Raw genomic sequence first — 16,343 nt, forward strand, 5'->3', positions numbered from 1 at the left:
ATGGTCCAGGCCAGCAGCGAGCCGGTGGCGAGGGGGAAGGTGACCGGGTCCTCGGCGGCGCGGACGATCCGCACGCCGTCGGCGTACTCCTCCAGCGGCGCGCCCTCGGCGTGCCGGGTGACGACGGTGACCTCGTGGCCGGCGGCGGCCAGGGCGACGGAGAGCGCGTGCACGTGGCGGCCGAGGCCACCGACGAGCACCGGCGGGTACTCCCACGACAGCATGAGGATGCGCCGCGTCCGGGGCGGCACGCCGGGCTGGGGCGGGATGGTGGGGCGGGAGGTGAGGGTGGGCCGGTGGGTCCGGTCCGTCGCGGTGGCGGGCTGCGCGCCGACCCGCAGGGTGGTCACATCGATCTCCGTCCATGCATGCTGGTACGCGCCGGCGTCACTGGCGGCGTTGGGAGCGTGGTGGGGCGGCCGAACGGCCGGGCGGACCTGCGCGGGCACGCGTGTCCGTTATCCAGGTAAAGGCATCCGGCGCGAAGCCGCATCCCGAAATAGGGCGATCGTGACGGACGACACCTGAGGGTCGGGCCGGCCTCAGGTGGGTGGATTTCGGTTACCGTCCGAACGGGTGGATTGGCGGAGCGTGCGGCGGGGCATTAGCGGCGTGCGCACCGGCCGGCCCGCCCGTCCGGTGCGCTCATGATCATGGCCGAAGGAGCGACATGCAGGTCTGGCCGGGCGAGAGCTATCCCCTCGGCGCCACCTACGACGGGATGGGTACCAACTTCGCGATCTTCTCCGAGGTGGCGGAGAAGATCGAGCTCTGCCTGTTCGACGAGTGGGACACCGGCGCCGAGCGCCGGGTCGAGCTGCGCGAGGTCGACGCCTACGTCTGGCACGCCTACCTGCCGGGCGTCGAGCCCGGCCAGCGCTACGGCTACCGGGTGCACGGGCCGTGGGACCCGGCCAACGGGCTGCGGTGCAACCCGCACAAGCTGCTCCTCGACCCGTACGCGAAGGCGGTCGACGGCGAGGTCACCTGGGACCCGGCCGTCTACGACTACGAGGTGGGCGGCGATCCGGACCGGCGCAACGACACCGACTCGGCGCCGTTCATGCCGAAGTCGGTGGTGGTGAACCCGTACTTCGACTGGGGCAACGACAAGCCGCCGCGCACCCCCTACCACCACTCGGTGATCTATGAGGCGCACGTGCGCGGCCTGACCATGCGCCACCCCGACATCCCCGAGGAACTGCGCGGCACGTACGCGGCGATCGCCTCACCCGTGATGATCGACTACTTCAAGCGGCTCGGGGTGACCGCGGTCGAGCTGATGCCGGTGCACGAGTTCGTGCACGACCACCGCCTGGCCGACCTGGGGCTGCGCAACTACTGGGGCTACAACACCATCGGCTTCTTCGCCCCGCACCACGGCTACTCGGCGCTCGGCCGGCTCGGCCAGCAGGTGCAGGAGTTCCGCGGCATGGTCAAGGCGCTGCACGCGGCCGGCATCGAGGTCATCCTCGACGTGGTCTACAACCACACCGCCGAGGGCAACCACCTCGGGCCGTCGCTGAGCTTCAAGGGCATCGACACCCCGAGCTACTACCGCCTCTCGGAGGAGGACCGGCGCTACTTCGTCGACTACACGGGCACCGGCAACAGCCTCAACGTGCGCAGCCCGCACTCGCTTCAGCTGATCATGGATTCGCTGCGCTACTGGGTCACCGAGATGCACGTCGACGGCTTCCGCTTCGACCTCGCGGCCACCCTGGCCCGGGAGTTCTACGAGGTGGACCGCCTCTCGACCTTCTTCGAGGTGGTGCAGCAGGACCCGGTGGTGGGCCGGGTGAAGCTGATCGCCGAACCGTGGGACGTCGGCCCCGGCGGCTACCAGGTCGGCAACTTCCCGCCGCAGTGGACCGAGTGGAACGGCAAGTACCGGGACACCGTGCGGGACTTCTGGCGCGGCGAGCCCGCCACCCTGGCCGAGTTCGCCTCCCGGATCTCCGGCTCCGCCGACCTCTACCAGGACGACGGGCGCCGCCCGTTCCACAGCATCAACTTCGTCACCTGCCACGACGGGTTCACCCTGAACGACCTGGTCTCCTACAACGACAAGCACAACGAGGCCAACGGCGAGGAGAACCGGGACGGGGAGAGCCACAACCGCTCCTGGAACTGCGGCGTCGAGGGGGAGACCGACGACCCCGCCGTGCTCGCCCTGCGCGCCCGGCAGCGGCGCAACTTCCTGGCCACCCTGATCCTCTCCCAGGGCGTGCCGATGCTCGGCCACGGCGACGAGCTGGGCCGCACCCAGCTCGGCAACAACAACGCCTACTGCCAGGACAGCGAGCTGGCCTGGGTGGACTGGGCGCGGGCCGACTCCGAGCTGCTGGCCTTCGTCCAGCGGCTCATCGAGTTCCGCAACCGGCACCAGGTGTTCCGCCGCCGGCGGTTCTTCACCGGGCTGCCGGTCGGCGGCCGGGCCGCCGGCACCGCCCTGCCCGACCTGGCCTGGTACACGCCCGACGGGCGGGAGATGACCGGCGAGGACTGGGGCAACGACTTCGGCCGCTCGGTGGCCCTGTTCGTCAACGGCGACGGCATCCCGGAACGCGGCCAGTACGGCCAGCGCCACCGCGACGACTCGTTCCTGCTGCTGTTCAACGCGCACGACGCGCCGCTGGACTTCACCCTGCCACCGGCCGAGTTCGGGCAGCGGTGGGAGCAGGTCATCAGCACCGCGGACCCGGATCCGGAGAAGACCCTCGCGGTCGAGGCGGGCGGGAGCGTCTGCGTCCCCGACCGCTCGCTGCTGGTCCTGGAGAGGACGGCCTGACCATGTCCGACAGCCCCCACCCCGACGGAACGACGGCGACGACGACGCGGGTGGGGTCGACCTACCGCGTCCAGGTGCGCCCCGGCTTCGACCTCGACGCCACCGCCGACCTGGCCGGCTACCTGGCCGACCTCGGCGTCACCCACCTCTACAGCGCGCCGCTGCTCACCGCCACCCCGGGCTCGCAGCACGGCTACGACGTGGTCGACCACCGCGCGGTCAACCCGGAACTCGGCGGCGAGGGCGGTCGGCAGCGGCTGGTCCGGGCCCTGCGCGCGGCCGGGCTCGGCCTCGTCGTGGACATCGTGCCCAACCACGCCGGGGTGGCCCGGCCGGCGGCCAACCCGGCCTGGTGGGACGTGCTGCGCCGGGGCCGCGCCTCGGCGTACGCGGACTGGTTCGACATCGACTGGGACCGCGGCCGGCTGCTGCTGCCGGTGCTCGCCGACACCCCCGGCGCGCTCGACGATCTCAAGGTGGTCGACGGGGAGCTGCGCTACCACGAGCACCGCTTCCCGATCGCCGACGGCACCGGCGAGGGGACGCCGCGCGAGGTGCACGACCGGCAGCACTACGAGCTGGTCGACTGGCGGCGCGGCGACAGCGAGCTGACGTACCGCCGGTTCTTCGCCGTCTCGGACCTGGCCGGGCTGCGGGTGGAGGACCCGGAGGTCTTCCGCGCCACCCACGCCGAGATCCTGCGCTGGGCCGCCGCCGGCGACCTCGACGGCATCCGGGTCGACCACCCGGACGGGCTGCGCGACCCCGCCGGCTACCTGGCCCGGCTGCGCGCCGCCGCGCCCGGCGCGTGGCTGGTCGTGGAGAAGATCCTGGAGTACGGCGAGGAGCTGCCGGACTGGCCGGTCGACGGCACCACCGGCTACGACGCCCTGGCCGCGGCGGGCGGGCTCTTCGTCGACCCGGACGCCGAGGCGGACTTCACGGCGCTGGACGGCCGGCTCACCGGCCGGCACACCTCCTGGCAGGACCTCACCCACGACACCAAGCTGGCCGCCGCCACCCGGCTGCTCGCCGCCGAGCTGACCCGGCTGGCCGCCCTCGTCCCGGAACTGCCCGCCGAGCAGGTCCGGGCGGCCCTCGCCGAGCTGGCCGCCGCCTTCCCGGTCTACCGCGGCTACCCGCCGGAGGGTGCCCGGCACCTCGCCACCGCCCGCGCCGAGGCGGGCCGCCGCCGCCCCGACCTGACCGCCGTGCTGGACGAGGTCACCGCCCGGCTCCGCGACCCCGGCCACGAGCTGGCCGCCCGGTTCCCGCAGCTCTCCGGGGCGGTGATGGCCAAGGGCGTGGAGGACACCGCCTACTACCGGTGGAGCCGGTTCGTCGCCCTCAACGAGGTGGGCGGCAGCCCCGCCCACTTCGGCGTGCCGCCGGCCGAGTTCCACCGCTTCGCCGCCGCCCGGCAGGTGCGCTGGCCGGCGAGCATGACCACGCTCTCCACGCACGACACCAAGCGCGGCGAGGACGTTCGGGCCCGGCTCGCGGCCCTGTCCGAGCTGCCCGGGCGCTGGGCCGAGCAGGTGTCCGACTGGATGTCCCGCGCGCCGCTCGCCGACCCCGCGTTCGCCCACCTGCTGTGGCAGACCGCCGTCGGGGCCTGGCCCGTCGAGCGCGAGCGGCTGCACGGGTACGCGGAGAAGGCCGCCCGGGAGGCGTCCGTGTCGACCAGCTGGGCCGACCCCGACCCGGCGTTCGAGCACGAGCTGCACGCCCTGGTCGACCGGATGTACGACGACCCGGAGCTGCACGCCCAGCTCACCGCGTTCGCCGCCGAGATCACCCCGGCCGGCTGGTCCAACTCGCTCGGGCAGAAGCTGGTCCAGCTCGCCATGCCCGGGGTCCCGGACACCTACCAGGGCACCGAGCTGTGGGAGAACTTGCTCGTCGACCCGGACAACCGCCGCCCGGTCGACTTCGCCGTACGCCGGGAGCTGCTGGCCCGGCTCGACGCCGGCCGGCGGCCCGCGGTGGCCGCCGACGGCGCGGCCAAACTGCTCGTCGTCTCGCGGACCCTGCGGCTGCGCCGGGACCACCCGGAGCTGTTCACCGGCTACCGGCCGGTGCCGGCGCACGGGCCGGCCGGCGCGCACGCGGTGGCCTTCGACCGGGGCGGCGCGATCGCGGTGGCGACCCGCCTGCCGCTGCGGCTGGCCCGCGACGGCGGCTGGCGCGACACGACGCTGGCGATTTCCGGCAACAGTGTTACCGACGTGTTCACCGGTCGGGTCTACAGTGGGTCTGAGCTGCTGATGCACGATCTGCTGAGCACCTATCCCGTCGCCCTCCTCGTCCCCACCGACTCCGTGGAGGCTGCCGCATGACCGAGTTCACCGTGTGGGCGCCCGAAGCCGCCCGGGTGCGGCTGCGGCTGCCCGGCGTGGCCGACCACGACATGCGCCCCGGGCCGCACGGCTGGTGGCGCGTCGAGGTGCCCGGCGCCGGTCCGGGCACCGACTACGCCTTCCTGCTGGACGACGACGACCAGGCCCTGCCCGACCCCCGGTCGGCCTGGCAGCCACAGGGCGTGCACGGGCCGAGCCGCCGCTACGACCACGCCGCATTCGGCTGGACCGACCAGGGCTGGACCGGCCGGCAGCTGCCCGGCAGCGTCCTCTACGAGCTGCACATCGGCACCTTCACCCCGGAGGGCACCTTCGACGCGGCGATCGGCCGCCTCGACCACCTGGTCGACCTCGGCGTCGACCTGATCGAGCTGCTCCCGGTCAACGCCTTCAACGGCGAGCACAACTGGGGCTACGACGGCGTCTGCTGGTACGCGCCGCACGAGCCGTACGGCGGGCCGGACGGGCTCAAGCGCTTCGTCGACGCGGCGCACGCGAAGGGGCTGGGGGTGATCCTCGACGTCGTCTACAACCATTTCGGGCCCTCCGGGGCCTACGCGCCGCGCTTCGCGCCGTACCTCACCGAGCAGAGCAACACCTGGGGCCGCACGGTCAACCTGGACGGGCCGCACTCCGACGGGGTACGCCGCTACATCGTCGACAGCGTGCTCATGTGGCTGCGCGACTACCACGTTGACGGGCTGCGGCTGGACGCCGTGCACGCCATGCCCGACTCCCGGGCCACCCACCTCCTGGAGGAGGTGGCCACCGAGGTGGAGGCCCTCTCCACCCACCTGGGCCGCCCGCTGTCGCTGATCGCCGAGAGCGACCTCAACGACCCGAAGTTGATCACCCCGCGGGAGGCCGGCGGCTACGGGCTGCACGCCCAGTGGAACGACGACGCCCACCACGCGCTGCACACCCTGCTCACCGGCGAACGGCAGGGCTACTACGGCGACTTCGGCTCCCTGGAATGCCTCACCGACGTGCTGACCGGCGCGTTCTTCCACGCCGGCACCTGGTCCAGCTTCCGCAACCGCAGCCACGGCCGGCCAGTCGACCGGCAGCGCACACCCGGGCACCGGTTCGTGGCGTACCTGCAGAACCACGACCAGATCGGCAACCGCGCCACCGGCGACCGTATCTCCCAGACCCTCTCCGCCGGGCTGCTGCGCGTCGGCGCCACCCTGCTGATGACCGCGCCCTTCACCCCGATGCTGTTCATGGGGGAGGAGTGGGCGGCCAGCACCCCGTGGCAGTTCTTCACCAGCCACCCGGAGCCGGAGCTGGCCACCGCCGTGGCGGCCGGGCGCCGGCGGGAGTTCGCGGCGCACGGCTGGCCGCCGGGCGACGTGCCCGACCCGCAGGACCCGCAGACCTTCGTCCGGTCCCGGCTCGACTGGGCCGAGCTCGACAAGCCCGAACACCGGGAGATGTACGACTTCTACCGGCGGCTCATCGCGCTGCGCAAGCAGCGTCCCGACCTGTCCGACCCCCGGCTCGGCCAGGTCGACGTCCGCCACGGCGACCAGTTCCTGCTGATGCGGCGGGGCGGCTGCCTCGTGGTGGCCAACCTGGCCGGCAAGCCGCAGCGGATCAACCTGCCCGGCGTGGTGCGCCGGGTGCTGCTCGCCACCTCCGAGGGGGTCACCGTGATGCGCGACGGGATCGAGCTGCCGCCGGAGTCCGCCGCGATCGTGGCGCTCTGACGCGGGGCGCGGGGCCGGCGTGGCGCCGGCCCCCGCGCCGCCCGGTCAGGCCCAGGGCGCCGTCGGATACCAGGGGATGATCTCGCGGCGGGCGAGCAGCCGGACGTCCCAGTAGAGGAACGTGAAGGCTCCGGCGACGAGGAACGCGACGGCGGTCAGCACCGCGAGGCGGCTCGGGCGGGCGGCGAACCAGCGTTGCAGCCGGGAGCCGGCGACCCAGGTCAGCAGCAGGAACAGCACCGCCATGATGACGATGTTGCCGATCGACTGGAGGGTGAACGCCGCCGCGCCGTAGAGCGGGTTGCCGCTCTCGGCGGCGTCGCGGAACATCTGCCGGAACAGCGGGAACGGCCGCCCGATGAGGAAACCGGCGATCAGCGCGCCCATGAACACCATCGGCGCGTTCGGGTGGCGCCGCGCGATCCGTGCGAACGGGTCCGGCAGCACGCCGAGCGAGGCCAGCCCGAGATAGAGCATGATCAGACCGATCACCCCGAACACCACCATGGACTGGATGCTGCGCGGCGACAGGCCGCCGGCGGTGGTCGGCGCCGTGGGGAACTGCGGCATCGACGTGCCGACGAGGCCGACCACGGCGCCGTACGCGGCCGACACGGCGATCATGCCGGCCGCCATCCAGCCGAGCGGCCGCAGGGGCGCGGCGAACCGGCTCCACCGGCCCCCGGTGCTGCCCGTCAGCGGGGCGAGGGCGCCGAAGGCGGCGATGTTGCAGGCCGTGAAGGTGCCGGCGATGCCGGAGACGAAGGCGAACAGCACGCCCGCGGCGATCCCCTGGATCGGGGTCTCCTTCGCGTCGTGGCCCAGCAGGGTGTTGGCCACGTTGTCGCCGATGGTCTGGTCCACGAACTCGGCCGACCAGACCACGGTCAGCAGGAAGCCGCCGAGGACGCCGAGCAGAGCGATGAGACCCCGTCGGCGGGGGAAGTGACCGTTGACGAAGGTGGAGGTGCCGACGCGTACGGGCGTGCGTGCGGGCCGGGCCTGCTGGTCGGGGAGCCGTGGGGGCCGGTGGGTCTGCGTCACGGAGCGCTCCTCGCGGTGGGGGACGGAACCGGACGCCATCGATCCGTGCGGATCGGTGGCCGTTCCCCATCCTCGGGGCGGATCGCCGGCCGGGCGTCTCCCCCCGTGCTCAGTTGCGCTCGCGGCTGCCCACCGCGGTGGTCAGGGGATCGGCCACTCGTGCACGGGGCGGTTGCTGTGCATGAGGTCGACGTAGTGGCGGACCACCTCGCGCAGCGCCTCCGGCCGGTCCAGGTGGTCGGCGGACTCCAGCCGGTGCAGCGTCTCCACCTGCCAGGTGGCACCGTTGCGGCCGGTCAGGCAGCGCTGCTCGATGATGCCGAGCAGCCGGTCCCGCTCGGCCGGGTCGAGCCCCCACCGGTCCAGCCCGTGGTGGGCCAGCGGCAGCAGCCGGCGCAGCACCAGCTCGGTCACCGGCAGGTAGCCGAGCCCCGGCCAGAACACCTGGGCGTCGATGCCGTGGCGGGAACAGTTGGTGAAGTTCTCCTCGGCCGCACTGAACGACATCTGCGACCAGAGCGGCCGGTCGGACTCGGCGAGGGCGCGGACCAGGCCGAAGTAGAAGGCGCCGTTGGCGACGGTGTCCAGCACGGTCGGCCCGGCGGGCAGCACCCGGTTCTCCACCCGCAGGTGCGGCCGCCCCTTCAGCACGTCGTAGACCGGGCGGTTCCACCGGTAGATCGTTCCGTTGTGCAGTCGCAGCTCGGCGAGCTTCGGCACGCCGCCGCCGGCCAGGGTCTCGGCCGGGTCCTCCGGGTCGCAGACCGGCAGCAGCGCGGGGAAGTAGCGCACGTTCTCCTCGAAGAGGTCGAACACGCTGGTGATCCAGCGCTCCCCGAACCACACCCGCGGGCGTACCCCCTGGGCCTTGATCTCCTCGGCGCGGGTGTCGGTGGCCTGCTGGAACAGCGGCACCCGGGTCTCCCGCCACAGCTCCCGGCCGAACAGCAACGGCGAGTTCGCGCCGAGCGCGACCTGGACGCCGGCGACGGCCTGGGCGGCGTTCCAGTAGTCGGCGAACTGGGCCGGGCTGACCTGGAGGTGGAACTGGGTGCTGGTGCAGGCGGCCTCCGGTGTGATGGTGTCCGCCGTCGTGGCCAGCCGTTCGACCCCGCTGATCGAGATCCGCAGGTCCTCGCCGCGGGCCGCGAAGATCTGCTCGTTGAGCAGGGCGTAACGGGGGTTGGCCGAGAGGGTCTCGGCGGTCAGGTGCTCCGGGCGCAGGGTCGGCAGGATCCCGATCATCACCATGTGCGCGCCGACCGCGCGGGCCTTCTCCTCGGCGGCGTTGAGGCTGGCCCGGACGTGCTCCTCGAACTGGGCCGTGCCGGTGCCGGTGAGCCGGCGCGGCGCGACGTTGATCTCGACGTTGAACTGGCCCAGCTCGGTCTGGAAGCTGGGATCGGCGATCGCCTCCAGCACGTCGGCGTTGCGCATGGCCGGCTGGGAAGCCTCGTCGACCAGGTTCAGCTCGATCTCCAGCCCGGTCATCGGCCGCTCCACGTCGAAGCGGGACTCGCGCAGCATCTCGGCGAACACGTCCAGGCAACGCCGCACCTTGTCGCGGTAGCGGGCCCGGTCCTCCCGGCTGAAGGTGCGAACGCCGACGTCCTCGCCCATGGTCACCACCCTGTCACCGTTGGTCCCCCTAACCTCGCACGTCACCGCGACGCGGCGAAAGAGCCGGGGGACCCATTACTACCCACCTGTCCCGCCGGTGATCCCTGTCGCGTCGCACGGTGTCGTGCCCGGTTCGGCGGGACCGCTGGCTAGCATGGCCGGATGCGCGAGATGACCACCCGGCTGTTCGTGGCGGCGGCGATCGCCGAGGCCTGCTCGTGGGCCGCCCTGCTGGCCGGCATGGCCGTCAAGTACGGGCCGCCGCGCAACGAGATCGGCGTGCACGTGTTCGGCCCCGTCCACGGCGCGCTCTTCGTGGCGTACGGGCTGCTGGTGCTCGTGGTGGCCCGCCAGCGGCGGTGGTCGCTGTGGCACACCGCGATCGCGCTGGCCTGCGCCGTGCCGCCGTTCGCCACGGTGCTCTTCGAGCGCTGGGCCCGCCGGCGCGGCCTCCTCGCCGCCCCGGCCGCCGCCGAGCGTCCCCTCACCCTGGTCGGCTGACGGCCGCGGATCAGCCGGCGAGGAAGTCGCCGAGCACGGCGGCCAGTTCCGCCGGGGCCTCCTCGGCCATGTGGTGGCCGGAGGGGATCGACGCCGTGCGCACGTCCTCGGCCCAGTCCCGCCAGATCGCCGCCGGGTCGCCGTACAGGTCGACCATGTCGTCCCGCTCGGACCAGGCGAAGAGCACCGGGCAGCGGATCCGCCGGCCCGCGGCCCGGTCCGCGTCGTCCGCCGCCCGGTCCGGGCCGAGCCCCGCCCGGTAGTCCTCGCACATGGCGTGCACCGTGGCCGGGTCGTGGATGGCCCGGCGGTAGTCGGCGTACGCCTCCGCGCCCATGGCCTCCGGTGAGCCGCCGTACCAGGCGTCCGGGTCGGCGTTGATCACCTGCTCGGCCGGCTTGGCGAGCTGGCCCAGGAAGAACCAGTGCCACCAGCGGGCCGCGAACCGGGCGTCGCACCGCGCCAGGGCCTCGCCGATCGGCACGCCGTCCAGCACACCGAGCCGGGTCACCCGGTCCGGATGGTCCAGCGCGGTCCGCATGGCCACGTAGCAGCCCCGGTCGTGGCCGACGACCGCCGCGCGGGGATGTCCGAGCGCGTCGAGCAGCGCCACCACGTCGCCGGCCATCGCCCGCTTCGAGTAGACGGTGTGCGCCGGATCGCTCGGGGGTTTCGAGGAGCGGCCGTAGCCACGCAGGTCCGGGCAGATCACGGTGTGCCGGGTGGCGAGCAGCGGCGCGACCCGGTGCCAGGTGGCGTGGGTACGCGGATGTCCGTGCAGCAGCACCACCGGAGGCCCGGAACCGCCGTGCCGGACCCGCAGCCGGACCGGGCCGACGTCGATCTGCTCCAGCGTGAATCCGGGGAACATGAGCGACCCGGTGCCCCGCCCGGCCGCGGCGGAAACCTCAGCCGAGCGCCGAACAGGCGGCGACGCCCGCCAGCAGCAGCACACCGAGCACGGCTTGGAGCAGCAGCGCCGGCCCCAGATGCGACCAGACCGTCGCGGTGCGCGGGGTCAGCAGCTGGCCGGTGGTCAGGTTGACGATGCGCTCGATCCGGGGCGCCAGGTCGGGGTCACGCTGCGGACGCAGGGTGAGCTGCAGGTGATCGCCGGGGTGCAGGGCGCTCTGCGGCAGGTGGCCGTGCAACTCCACCTCCACCAGCCGGTCGGCGGTGTCGCGCACCCGGACCGGGGTGACCAGGAACTCCGGCCCCTTCTTCAACTCCTTGAAGCTGCGCCGCGCGCCCCCGCCGCCGCTGCTGAGCAGCGCCCGCACCAGGCGCAGCAGCAGCCCCACCACGCCTGCCGCGGTCAGCACCCCGACCAGCACCGGCTGGCCCACCCGCACCTCGCGGGCGTAGCCCTCCAGGAGGCGTACCAGCCGGCCGGTGACGATCCGTTCCGTCGGGTGGACGGCGCGGCGGAGGTGCGGCTCCGTGTCCATGTTCACCACCGAGAGTCCCGTTGAGTTCACTGATGGTATCGACTCGCCGGGTTGAACGACGTGAATGAACGCCGGTCACGGGCCGGCCCGGAAGGTGACATCCGGGGGCGCGCGGGTATGCGTGCGGCCGAGCTGGAAAGGGGTCGAGCATGCAGCTGTCCTTCCTGCGCCCGCTCTACGACCGTCCCGGGCCCTGGTGCTCGGTGTACCTGGACGCGTCCCGGGACACCCACGACGCACGCCCGCAGGTCGACCTGCGCTGGCGCGCGCTCAAGGGGGACCTCATCGGGCAGGGCGCCGACCAGGCGACCGTCGAGGCGGTCGAGGAGGTGGTCCGCCGGCACACGCCGATGCCCGGCGACTACGGCATCGCGGTCTTCGCCAACCGGGGCCGGGTGGTGCTCACCGAGTACCTCTCCGCGCCGCCGCTGCGCGACCTGGCCACCTGGTCTGCGCTGCCGCACACCATGCCGCTGGTCGCCCAGCGCGGCGAGCAGATCGCCTGGGTGCGGGTGCTGGCCGACCGGACCGGGGCCGATGCCGTGGCGGTCAGCGCGGGCGGGGTGCCGCGCCGGGCCACGGTGAAGGGGCGGGAGAGCTGGCAGCTGCGGCGGGTGCAGCCGGGCGGCTGGTCGCAGTCCCGCTACCAGCGGGCCGCCATGGAGGCGTGGCATCACAACGCCGGTGACGCCGCCGCGGCCACCGCCGAGCTGGCCGACCGGGTCGGCGCCGACGTGGTGGTGGTGGCCGGGGACATCCGGGCCACCGGGATGATCGCCGCCCAGCTGCCGGAGCGCTGGCAGGACGTGCTGGTCCGCACGGACGCCGGCTCCCGCGAGCAGGTCGGTGCCGACGACACCCTCATGGACGACATCACCGTGCAGACCATCGCCGAGGTCGCCGACCAGCGGATCGCCACCGCGCTGGACCGCTTCGGCGTGCAGGAGGACGTCGGCGCCGGCCTGGACGCGGTGGTCGCCGCTTTGCAACGCAACCAGGTCGACACCATGCTGATCGTCGACGACGCGTCCGCCGACGGCGAGCTGTGGGTCGGGCCGGAACCGACGGAGATCGCCACCGACCCGCGGCAGCTGCGGGACATGTCCGTGGCCGACCCGCAGAAGGTACGCGCCGACGCCGCGCTGCTGCGCGCCCTGATCGGCACCGACGCCGAGCTCACCGTGCTCGCGCCGGAGGAGGCGCCGGAGCTCACCGACGGGGTCGGCGCCGTCCTGCGCTACGTCGACGCCGGCACGCCCGGGCGCGGCAATGGCTGACCGTACGGTGGCGGACCTGGTGGTCGAGCGGCTGCGGGCCTGGCGGGTTCCCCGGGCCTTCGGCTACCCGGGGGCGGCGATCGCCCCCCTGGTCGGCGCGCTCGACGCGGCGGGCGGGGACCCGGAGTTCATCCCGGCCCGGCACGAGGAGACCGCCGCGTTCATGGCCACCGGCCACGCGAAGTTCACCGACGAGATCGGGGTGTGCCTGGCCACCCAGGGGCCGGCCGCGGTGCACCTGCTCAACGGCCTCTACGACGCCAAGCTGGACAGCAAGCCGGTGGTGGCGATCGTCGGCGAGGACATCACCGGGCCGCTCGGCGGGGCGCACGAGGAGATCGGGTTGAGCCGCCTGTTCGGCGATGTCTGCAACCAGTTCGTCCGTTACGGCCGCACGCCCGACCAGGTGCCGAGTTTGCTGGACCAGGCGTTCCGCACCGCGGCGGCGACCCGCAGCCCGACCTGTGTGGTGCTGCCGTACGCGTTGCAGCTGGCCGCCGTGCCCGACCTCATGCCGCAGGCCGCCGGCGTGATGTCGGCGACGCCGGGCGAGCCGTTGGCCCGGGTCCTGCCGCACGACGCCGATCTGGACGCCGCCGCCTCGCTGCTCGGCATCGGCCGGCGGGTGGCGATCCTGGTCGGTCAGGGCGCCCACGGCGCGGCCGGCGAGCTGGTGGCCCTCGCCGACCGGCTCGGCGCGGGAGTGGCCGCCTCGCTGCTGGGCAAGCCCGTCCTGGACGAGCGGCTGCCGTTCCACACCGGCGTGCTCGGCGAGGTCGGCACGACGGCCGCCGCGCAGCTCATGGGCGGCTGTGACACCCTGCTGCTGGTCGGCACCAACAACCCGTGGACCGACTGGTTCCCGATGCCGGGCCAGGTACGCACCATCCAGATCGACATCGACGGGCGGCGGATCGGCGGCCGCTACCCGGTGGACGTGCCGCTGGTCGGCGACGCCGCCGAGACGCTGCGCGCCCTGCTCGCCCGGGTGCCGGAGCGCTCCGACACCCAGTGGCGGGACGTGGTGCAGAGCTCGGTCGACCGGTGGCGGGAGGCCGCCGCCGAGCGGGCCGCCGCACCGGCCGAGCCGATCAACCCGCAGCTCGTGCTCCAGGAGCTGTCCACCCGGTTGCCGCGCCGCGGCTCCGTCGCGGTGGACGTGGGCTCGGTCGTCTACTGGTACGCCCGCCACCTGGAACTGCCCCCGGGTGTCCGCGCCCAGCTCTGCGGCACGCTCGGCTCGATGGGCTGTGCCCTTCCGTACGCGGTCGCCGCCAAGCTGGCCCGCCCCGACGAGCCGGTGGTCGCGCTGCTCGGCGACGGCGCCATGCAGCTCAACGGGCTCGCCGAGCTGATCACCGTGGCGCACCACTGGCAGGAGTGGCGGGACCCCCGGCTGGTGGTGCTGGTGCTGAACAACCGCGACCAGTCCGGGATGGGCGACGGACGCCCGGCCGGCGCGTTCGCCGCCCGGCGGCCCGACGTGCCGTACGCCGGGTGGGCCCGGCTGCTCGGCCTGCACGGGGTGCGGGTGGACCGCCCCGACCTGGTCGGTCCCGCGTGGGACGAGGTGCTCGCCGCGGACCGGCCCAGCGTCCTGGAGGCCGTGGTCGATCCGGCGGTGGCGCTGAACCCGCCCGAGCCGGCCCTGGCTGACCTGCGCGGCCTGTTCGCCGACGGGTCCGCCGCGCGGCGCGTACGCGAGCGGGTGCTGGAGACCGGGACGGCCGTGGAGGCCGAGGACCTCGTGTAGCGGAATCCGTGCGGCCGGCACCGTCCTCACCCGAGGGCGGTGCCGGCCGCTGCCGTGATGTCGCCGCCTGAGGCCGGCGCGGCGGCCGTCGTGGCACCGCCCGCCCCGCTGCTTTCGCCCCCGTTCCGCCCGGGACGGCGGCGCACGGCGGAACGGCTCCGGTGCGTGCCGCGCGCGGTGCCGCCGCCCGCCCGCTGATTGGTCCGACCCGTGGGGGGATGCCCCGTTTAGACCCCAGAGGGACGGGAAGCCGGGCCGCGTGGTGAGCGATCGAGGCAAGGTGGGGCCGGTGCGGAAGGTGCCCGTGGGGCCGACGACGGCCGACGCCGGGCTGACCGGAGACCGGGTGGTGGCGGCGGGCAGCGCCGCCCGGCTGCTGGTCGCGGTGACGGCCCGGGCGCTGCGCGGCGACGACTGCGGCGACCTCGGCCACCCGGGGCCGCTGTCGCGCTTCACGGGGGCCCCGGAGCCGGTACGCCGGGCCGCCGCGGCGCGGGCCGCCGGGCGGGCCGCGCTCAGCCCCGGCCAGGTCGCTGACGTGGACGCCGAGCGGGTCGCCGGCTGGTTCGTCGACCAGTACCCGGCCCGCCGCTGGCCCGGTGCGGTGCTCGGCTCGGCGCACGGGGCGGCGGCGCACCTGGCGGTGGCGCTCGGGGTGCCCTGGCTGCCCGCCGGCTTCGAGGTGGCCGGGCACTGGACCCGGGGCGGGGTGGACCGGCCGGACGCCGCGCTCGACCAGGGGGCCGCGCTCGCCGGCCGGCTGCTCGCCGGCAACGCCCGCGTGCACGTCCGGCAGGTGCACTGCCCGGCCAGCCGGGGCGCGTCGGCCGGCGCCACGGTGACCCTCGCGGTGCGCTGGCGGGCGCTGCCCGGGGCGTACGCCCGATTCCTGGCCGAGGGGCTGGAACCCGGGGCGCCCGTGCTGCTGCTGCACGACGCGCGCACCTGGCCGGTGCGGGACGAGGGGAGCGGGCACAGCTTCCAGGTCGGCTGCCCGGCCAGCGGGCTCGACCCGGTCGACTTCCACCCGGACGCGCACGCGCTGCGCCAGGTGCTCCGCTCGGCGGGCGGCGACGGGGCGCGCTGGACGCCGCCGGACGTCACCTCGCCGGCGGCGTTCGCCGAGAACGGCGTGGAGCCCGGTTTCGAGCACGACGCCCGGGAGTGGGGCGGCCGGCACGGGCACCCGCTGCACCGGGTCGTCGTCCCGCAGCCGGACGCGCTCAGCGCCGCAACGGCCGACCTGTACCGGCGCTGGCTGCGCCGGGCCGGGAAGACCGGCGACCGCCTGGTGGTCGAGTGCGGCCGGCTGCTCGACCCGTGGCAGGTGCTGCGGGCGGGCCTGGTGCCGTACTGGTGCGAGAACGCGACCCGCCGCCGGGTGCAGGGCGCGGAGTGGTGGCTCGCCGGCAGCGAGCCGTTCAGCTCGGTGGACGTGCTGCCGGAGCCGCCCGGGGTCCGCTCGCCTGCTCTCGCGGGGCTGCCCCAGTGGCTCGCCGTGGCCGGGTTCGGGCGCCGTCGGCGCGCCCTGGACCGGGGGTCCGCGCGCGGCTACCCGGTCACCGCGGTCCCGACGCGGCGTGCCACGGAGGTGTTGCGCAACCAGCCGTACGACCTGCCCGTGCCGCCGCCGTTGCGGATGGCCGAGGCCCTCGCCGCGCTGCGCGACGCGGGTGCCCACCAGGGGTTGCTGGTCTCCTGAGACCCCGCTCGGCGGGTCGCCGACCAACCTGACGAAACATCCTCGCGATCCTGCGGTCCGTGATTGAGTACCTACGGAGCGGGAACACCGCTCGCCGCGGAACGGCCCACGACGCCGCGCGGCGGGCGGCCGCCGCTT

12 protein-coding genes are annotated in these 16,343 nt (G+C 74.2%); 7 read left to right on the forward strand and 5 right to left on the reverse strand.

Annotated elements, in window-relative coordinates; translation table 11 throughout:
• Positions 1 to 350: glycogen/starch synthase (locus tag ABZW14_RS29925; RefSeq protein WP_355353032.1), on the reverse strand; the 350-nt coding region annotated here is incomplete at its 3' end.
• 320 nt (positions 351 to 670) lie between these two features.
• Between ABZW14_RS29925 and glgX the strand changes: the two genes are divergently transcribed.
• Genes glgX through treZ form a run of 3 tightly spaced genes read left to right on the forward strand, consistent with a single transcriptional unit; the run spans position 671 to position 6,860 of the window.
• Positions 671 to 2,791 carry a glycogen debranching protein GlgX gene (gene glgX / locus ABZW14_RS29930; protein ID WP_355353035.1) on the forward strand — a complete coding sequence of 707 codons (2,121 nt, stop codon included), beginning with the start codon at positions 671 to 673 and terminating at the stop codon, positions 2,789 to 2,791.
• Positions 2,792 to 2,793: 2 nt separating this feature from the next.
• Positions 2,794 to 5,130 carry a malto-oligosyltrehalose synthase gene (treY, locus tag ABZW14_RS29935; protein WP_355353038.1) on the forward strand — a complete coding sequence of 779 codons (2,337 nt, stop codon included), beginning with the start codon at positions 2,794 to 2,796 and terminating at the stop codon, positions 5,128 to 5,130.
• Complete coding sequence (gene treZ, locus ABZW14_RS29940) at positions 5,127 to 6,860, forward strand: malto-oligosyltrehalose trehalohydrolase (RefSeq protein WP_355353041.1); 1,734 nt, start codon at positions 5,127 to 5,129, stop codon at positions 6,858 to 6,860. The genes treY and treZ overlap by 4 nt, the downstream gene beginning before the upstream one ends.
• A gap of 45 nt (positions 6,861 to 6,905) precedes the next feature.
• Here treZ and ABZW14_RS29945 read toward each other — a convergent pair whose 3' ends face one another.
• Together ABZW14_RS29945 and ABZW14_RS29950 are read right to left on the reverse strand one after the other, a co-directional pair.
• A complete protein-coding gene (locus ABZW14_RS29945; RefSeq protein ID WP_355353044.1) occupies positions 6,906 to 7,904 on the reverse strand; it encodes a hypothetical protein in 999 nt (332 codons plus the stop codon).
• Between the two features lie 141 nt (positions 7,905 to 8,045).
• Complete coding sequence (locus ABZW14_RS29950; protein ID WP_355353047.1) at positions 8,046 to 9,524, reverse strand: glutamate--cysteine ligase; 1,479 nt, start codon at positions 9,522 to 9,524, stop codon at positions 8,046 to 8,048.
• Positions 9,525 to 9,686: 162 nt separating this feature from the next.
• Between ABZW14_RS29950 and ABZW14_RS29955 the strand changes: the two genes are divergently transcribed.
• A complete protein-coding gene (locus tag ABZW14_RS29955) occupies positions 9,687 to 10,025 on the forward strand; it encodes a DUF3817 domain-containing protein (RefSeq protein WP_355353050.1) in 339 nt (112 codons plus the stop codon).
• Positions 10,026 to 10,035: 10 nt separating this feature from the next.
• Here ABZW14_RS29955 and ABZW14_RS29960 read toward each other — a convergent pair whose 3' ends face one another.
• Both ABZW14_RS29960 and ABZW14_RS29965 read right to left on the reverse strand, forming a co-directional pair.
• Positions 10,036 to 10,896, reverse strand: a complete 861-nt coding sequence (locus tag ABZW14_RS29960; RefSeq protein WP_355353053.1) for an alpha/beta hydrolase — start codon at positions 10,894 to 10,896, stop codon at positions 10,036 to 10,038.
• A 37-nt stretch (positions 10,897 to 10,933) separates the two neighbouring features.
• A complete protein-coding gene (locus tag ABZW14_RS29965; protein WP_355353056.1) occupies positions 10,934 to 11,482 on the reverse strand; it encodes a hypothetical protein in 549 nt (182 codons plus the stop codon).
• Positions 11,483 to 11,622: 140 nt separating this feature from the next.
• Here ABZW14_RS29965 and ABZW14_RS29970 point away from each other — a divergent pair, with 140 nt between their 5' ends.
• The 3 genes from ABZW14_RS29970 (at position 11,623) to ABZW14_RS29980 (ending at position 16,205) form a co-directional block, all read left to right on the forward strand.
• Complete coding sequence (locus ABZW14_RS29970) at positions 11,623 to 12,750, forward strand: Vms1/Ankzf1 family peptidyl-tRNA hydrolase (protein WP_355353059.1); 1,128 nt, start codon at positions 11,623 to 11,625, stop codon at positions 12,748 to 12,750.
• Positions 12,743 to 14,503, forward strand: a complete 1,761-nt coding sequence (locus ABZW14_RS29975; RefSeq protein WP_355353062.1) for a thiamine pyrophosphate-binding protein — start codon at positions 12,743 to 12,745, stop codon at positions 14,501 to 14,503. Before ABZW14_RS29970 ends, ABZW14_RS29975 begins: the two co-directional genes overlap by 8 nt.
• Before the next feature lie 289 nt (positions 14,504 to 14,792).
• Positions 14,793 to 16,205: a hypothetical protein gene (locus tag ABZW14_RS29980; protein WP_355353065.1), complete on the forward strand. Its 1,413-nt coding sequence runs from the start codon at positions 14,793 to 14,795 to the stop codon at positions 16,203 to 16,205.
• Positions 16,206 to 16,343: the final 138 nt, after the last annotated feature.

It is taken from the genome of Micromonospora sp. NPDC004551 (assembly GCF_040609975.1).
GTDB lineage: Bacteria > Actinomycetota > Actinomycetes > Mycobacteriales > Micromonosporaceae > Micromonospora.

What these genes read in the sequence shown, in the direction of transcription:
- glgX (WP_355353035.1), top strand. Translation starts at nt 671, where the DNA reads ATGCAGGTCTGGCCGGGCGAGAGCTATCCCCTCGGCGCCACCTACGAC.
- treY (WP_355353038.1), top strand. Translation starts at nt 2,794, where the DNA reads ATGTCCGACAGCCCCCACCCCGACGGAACGACGGCGACGACGACGCGG.
- treZ (WP_355353041.1), top strand. Translation starts at nt 5,127, where the DNA reads ATGACCGAGTTCACCGTGTGGGCGCCCGAAGCCGCCCGGGTGCGGCTG.
- ABZW14_RS29950 (WP_355353047.1), bottom strand. Translation starts at nt 9,524, where the DNA reads ATGGGCGAGGACGTCGGCGTTCGCACCTTCAGCCGGGAGGACCGGGCC.
- ABZW14_RS29955 (WP_355353050.1), top strand. Translation starts at nt 9,687, where the DNA reads ATGCGCGAGATGACCACCCGGCTGTTCGTGGCGGCGGCGATCGCCGAG.
- ABZW14_RS29960 (WP_355353053.1), bottom strand. Translation starts at nt 10,896, where the DNA reads ATGTTCCCCGGATTCACGCTGGAGCAGATCGACGTCGGCCCGGTCCGG.
- ABZW14_RS29970 (WP_355353059.1), top strand. Translation starts at nt 11,623, where the DNA reads ATGCAGCTGTCCTTCCTGCGCCCGCTCTACGACCGTCCCGGGCCCTGG.
- ABZW14_RS29975 (WP_355353062.1), top strand. Translation starts at nt 12,743, where the DNA reads ATGGCTGACCGTACGGTGGCGGACCTGGTGGTCGAGCGGCTGCGGGCC.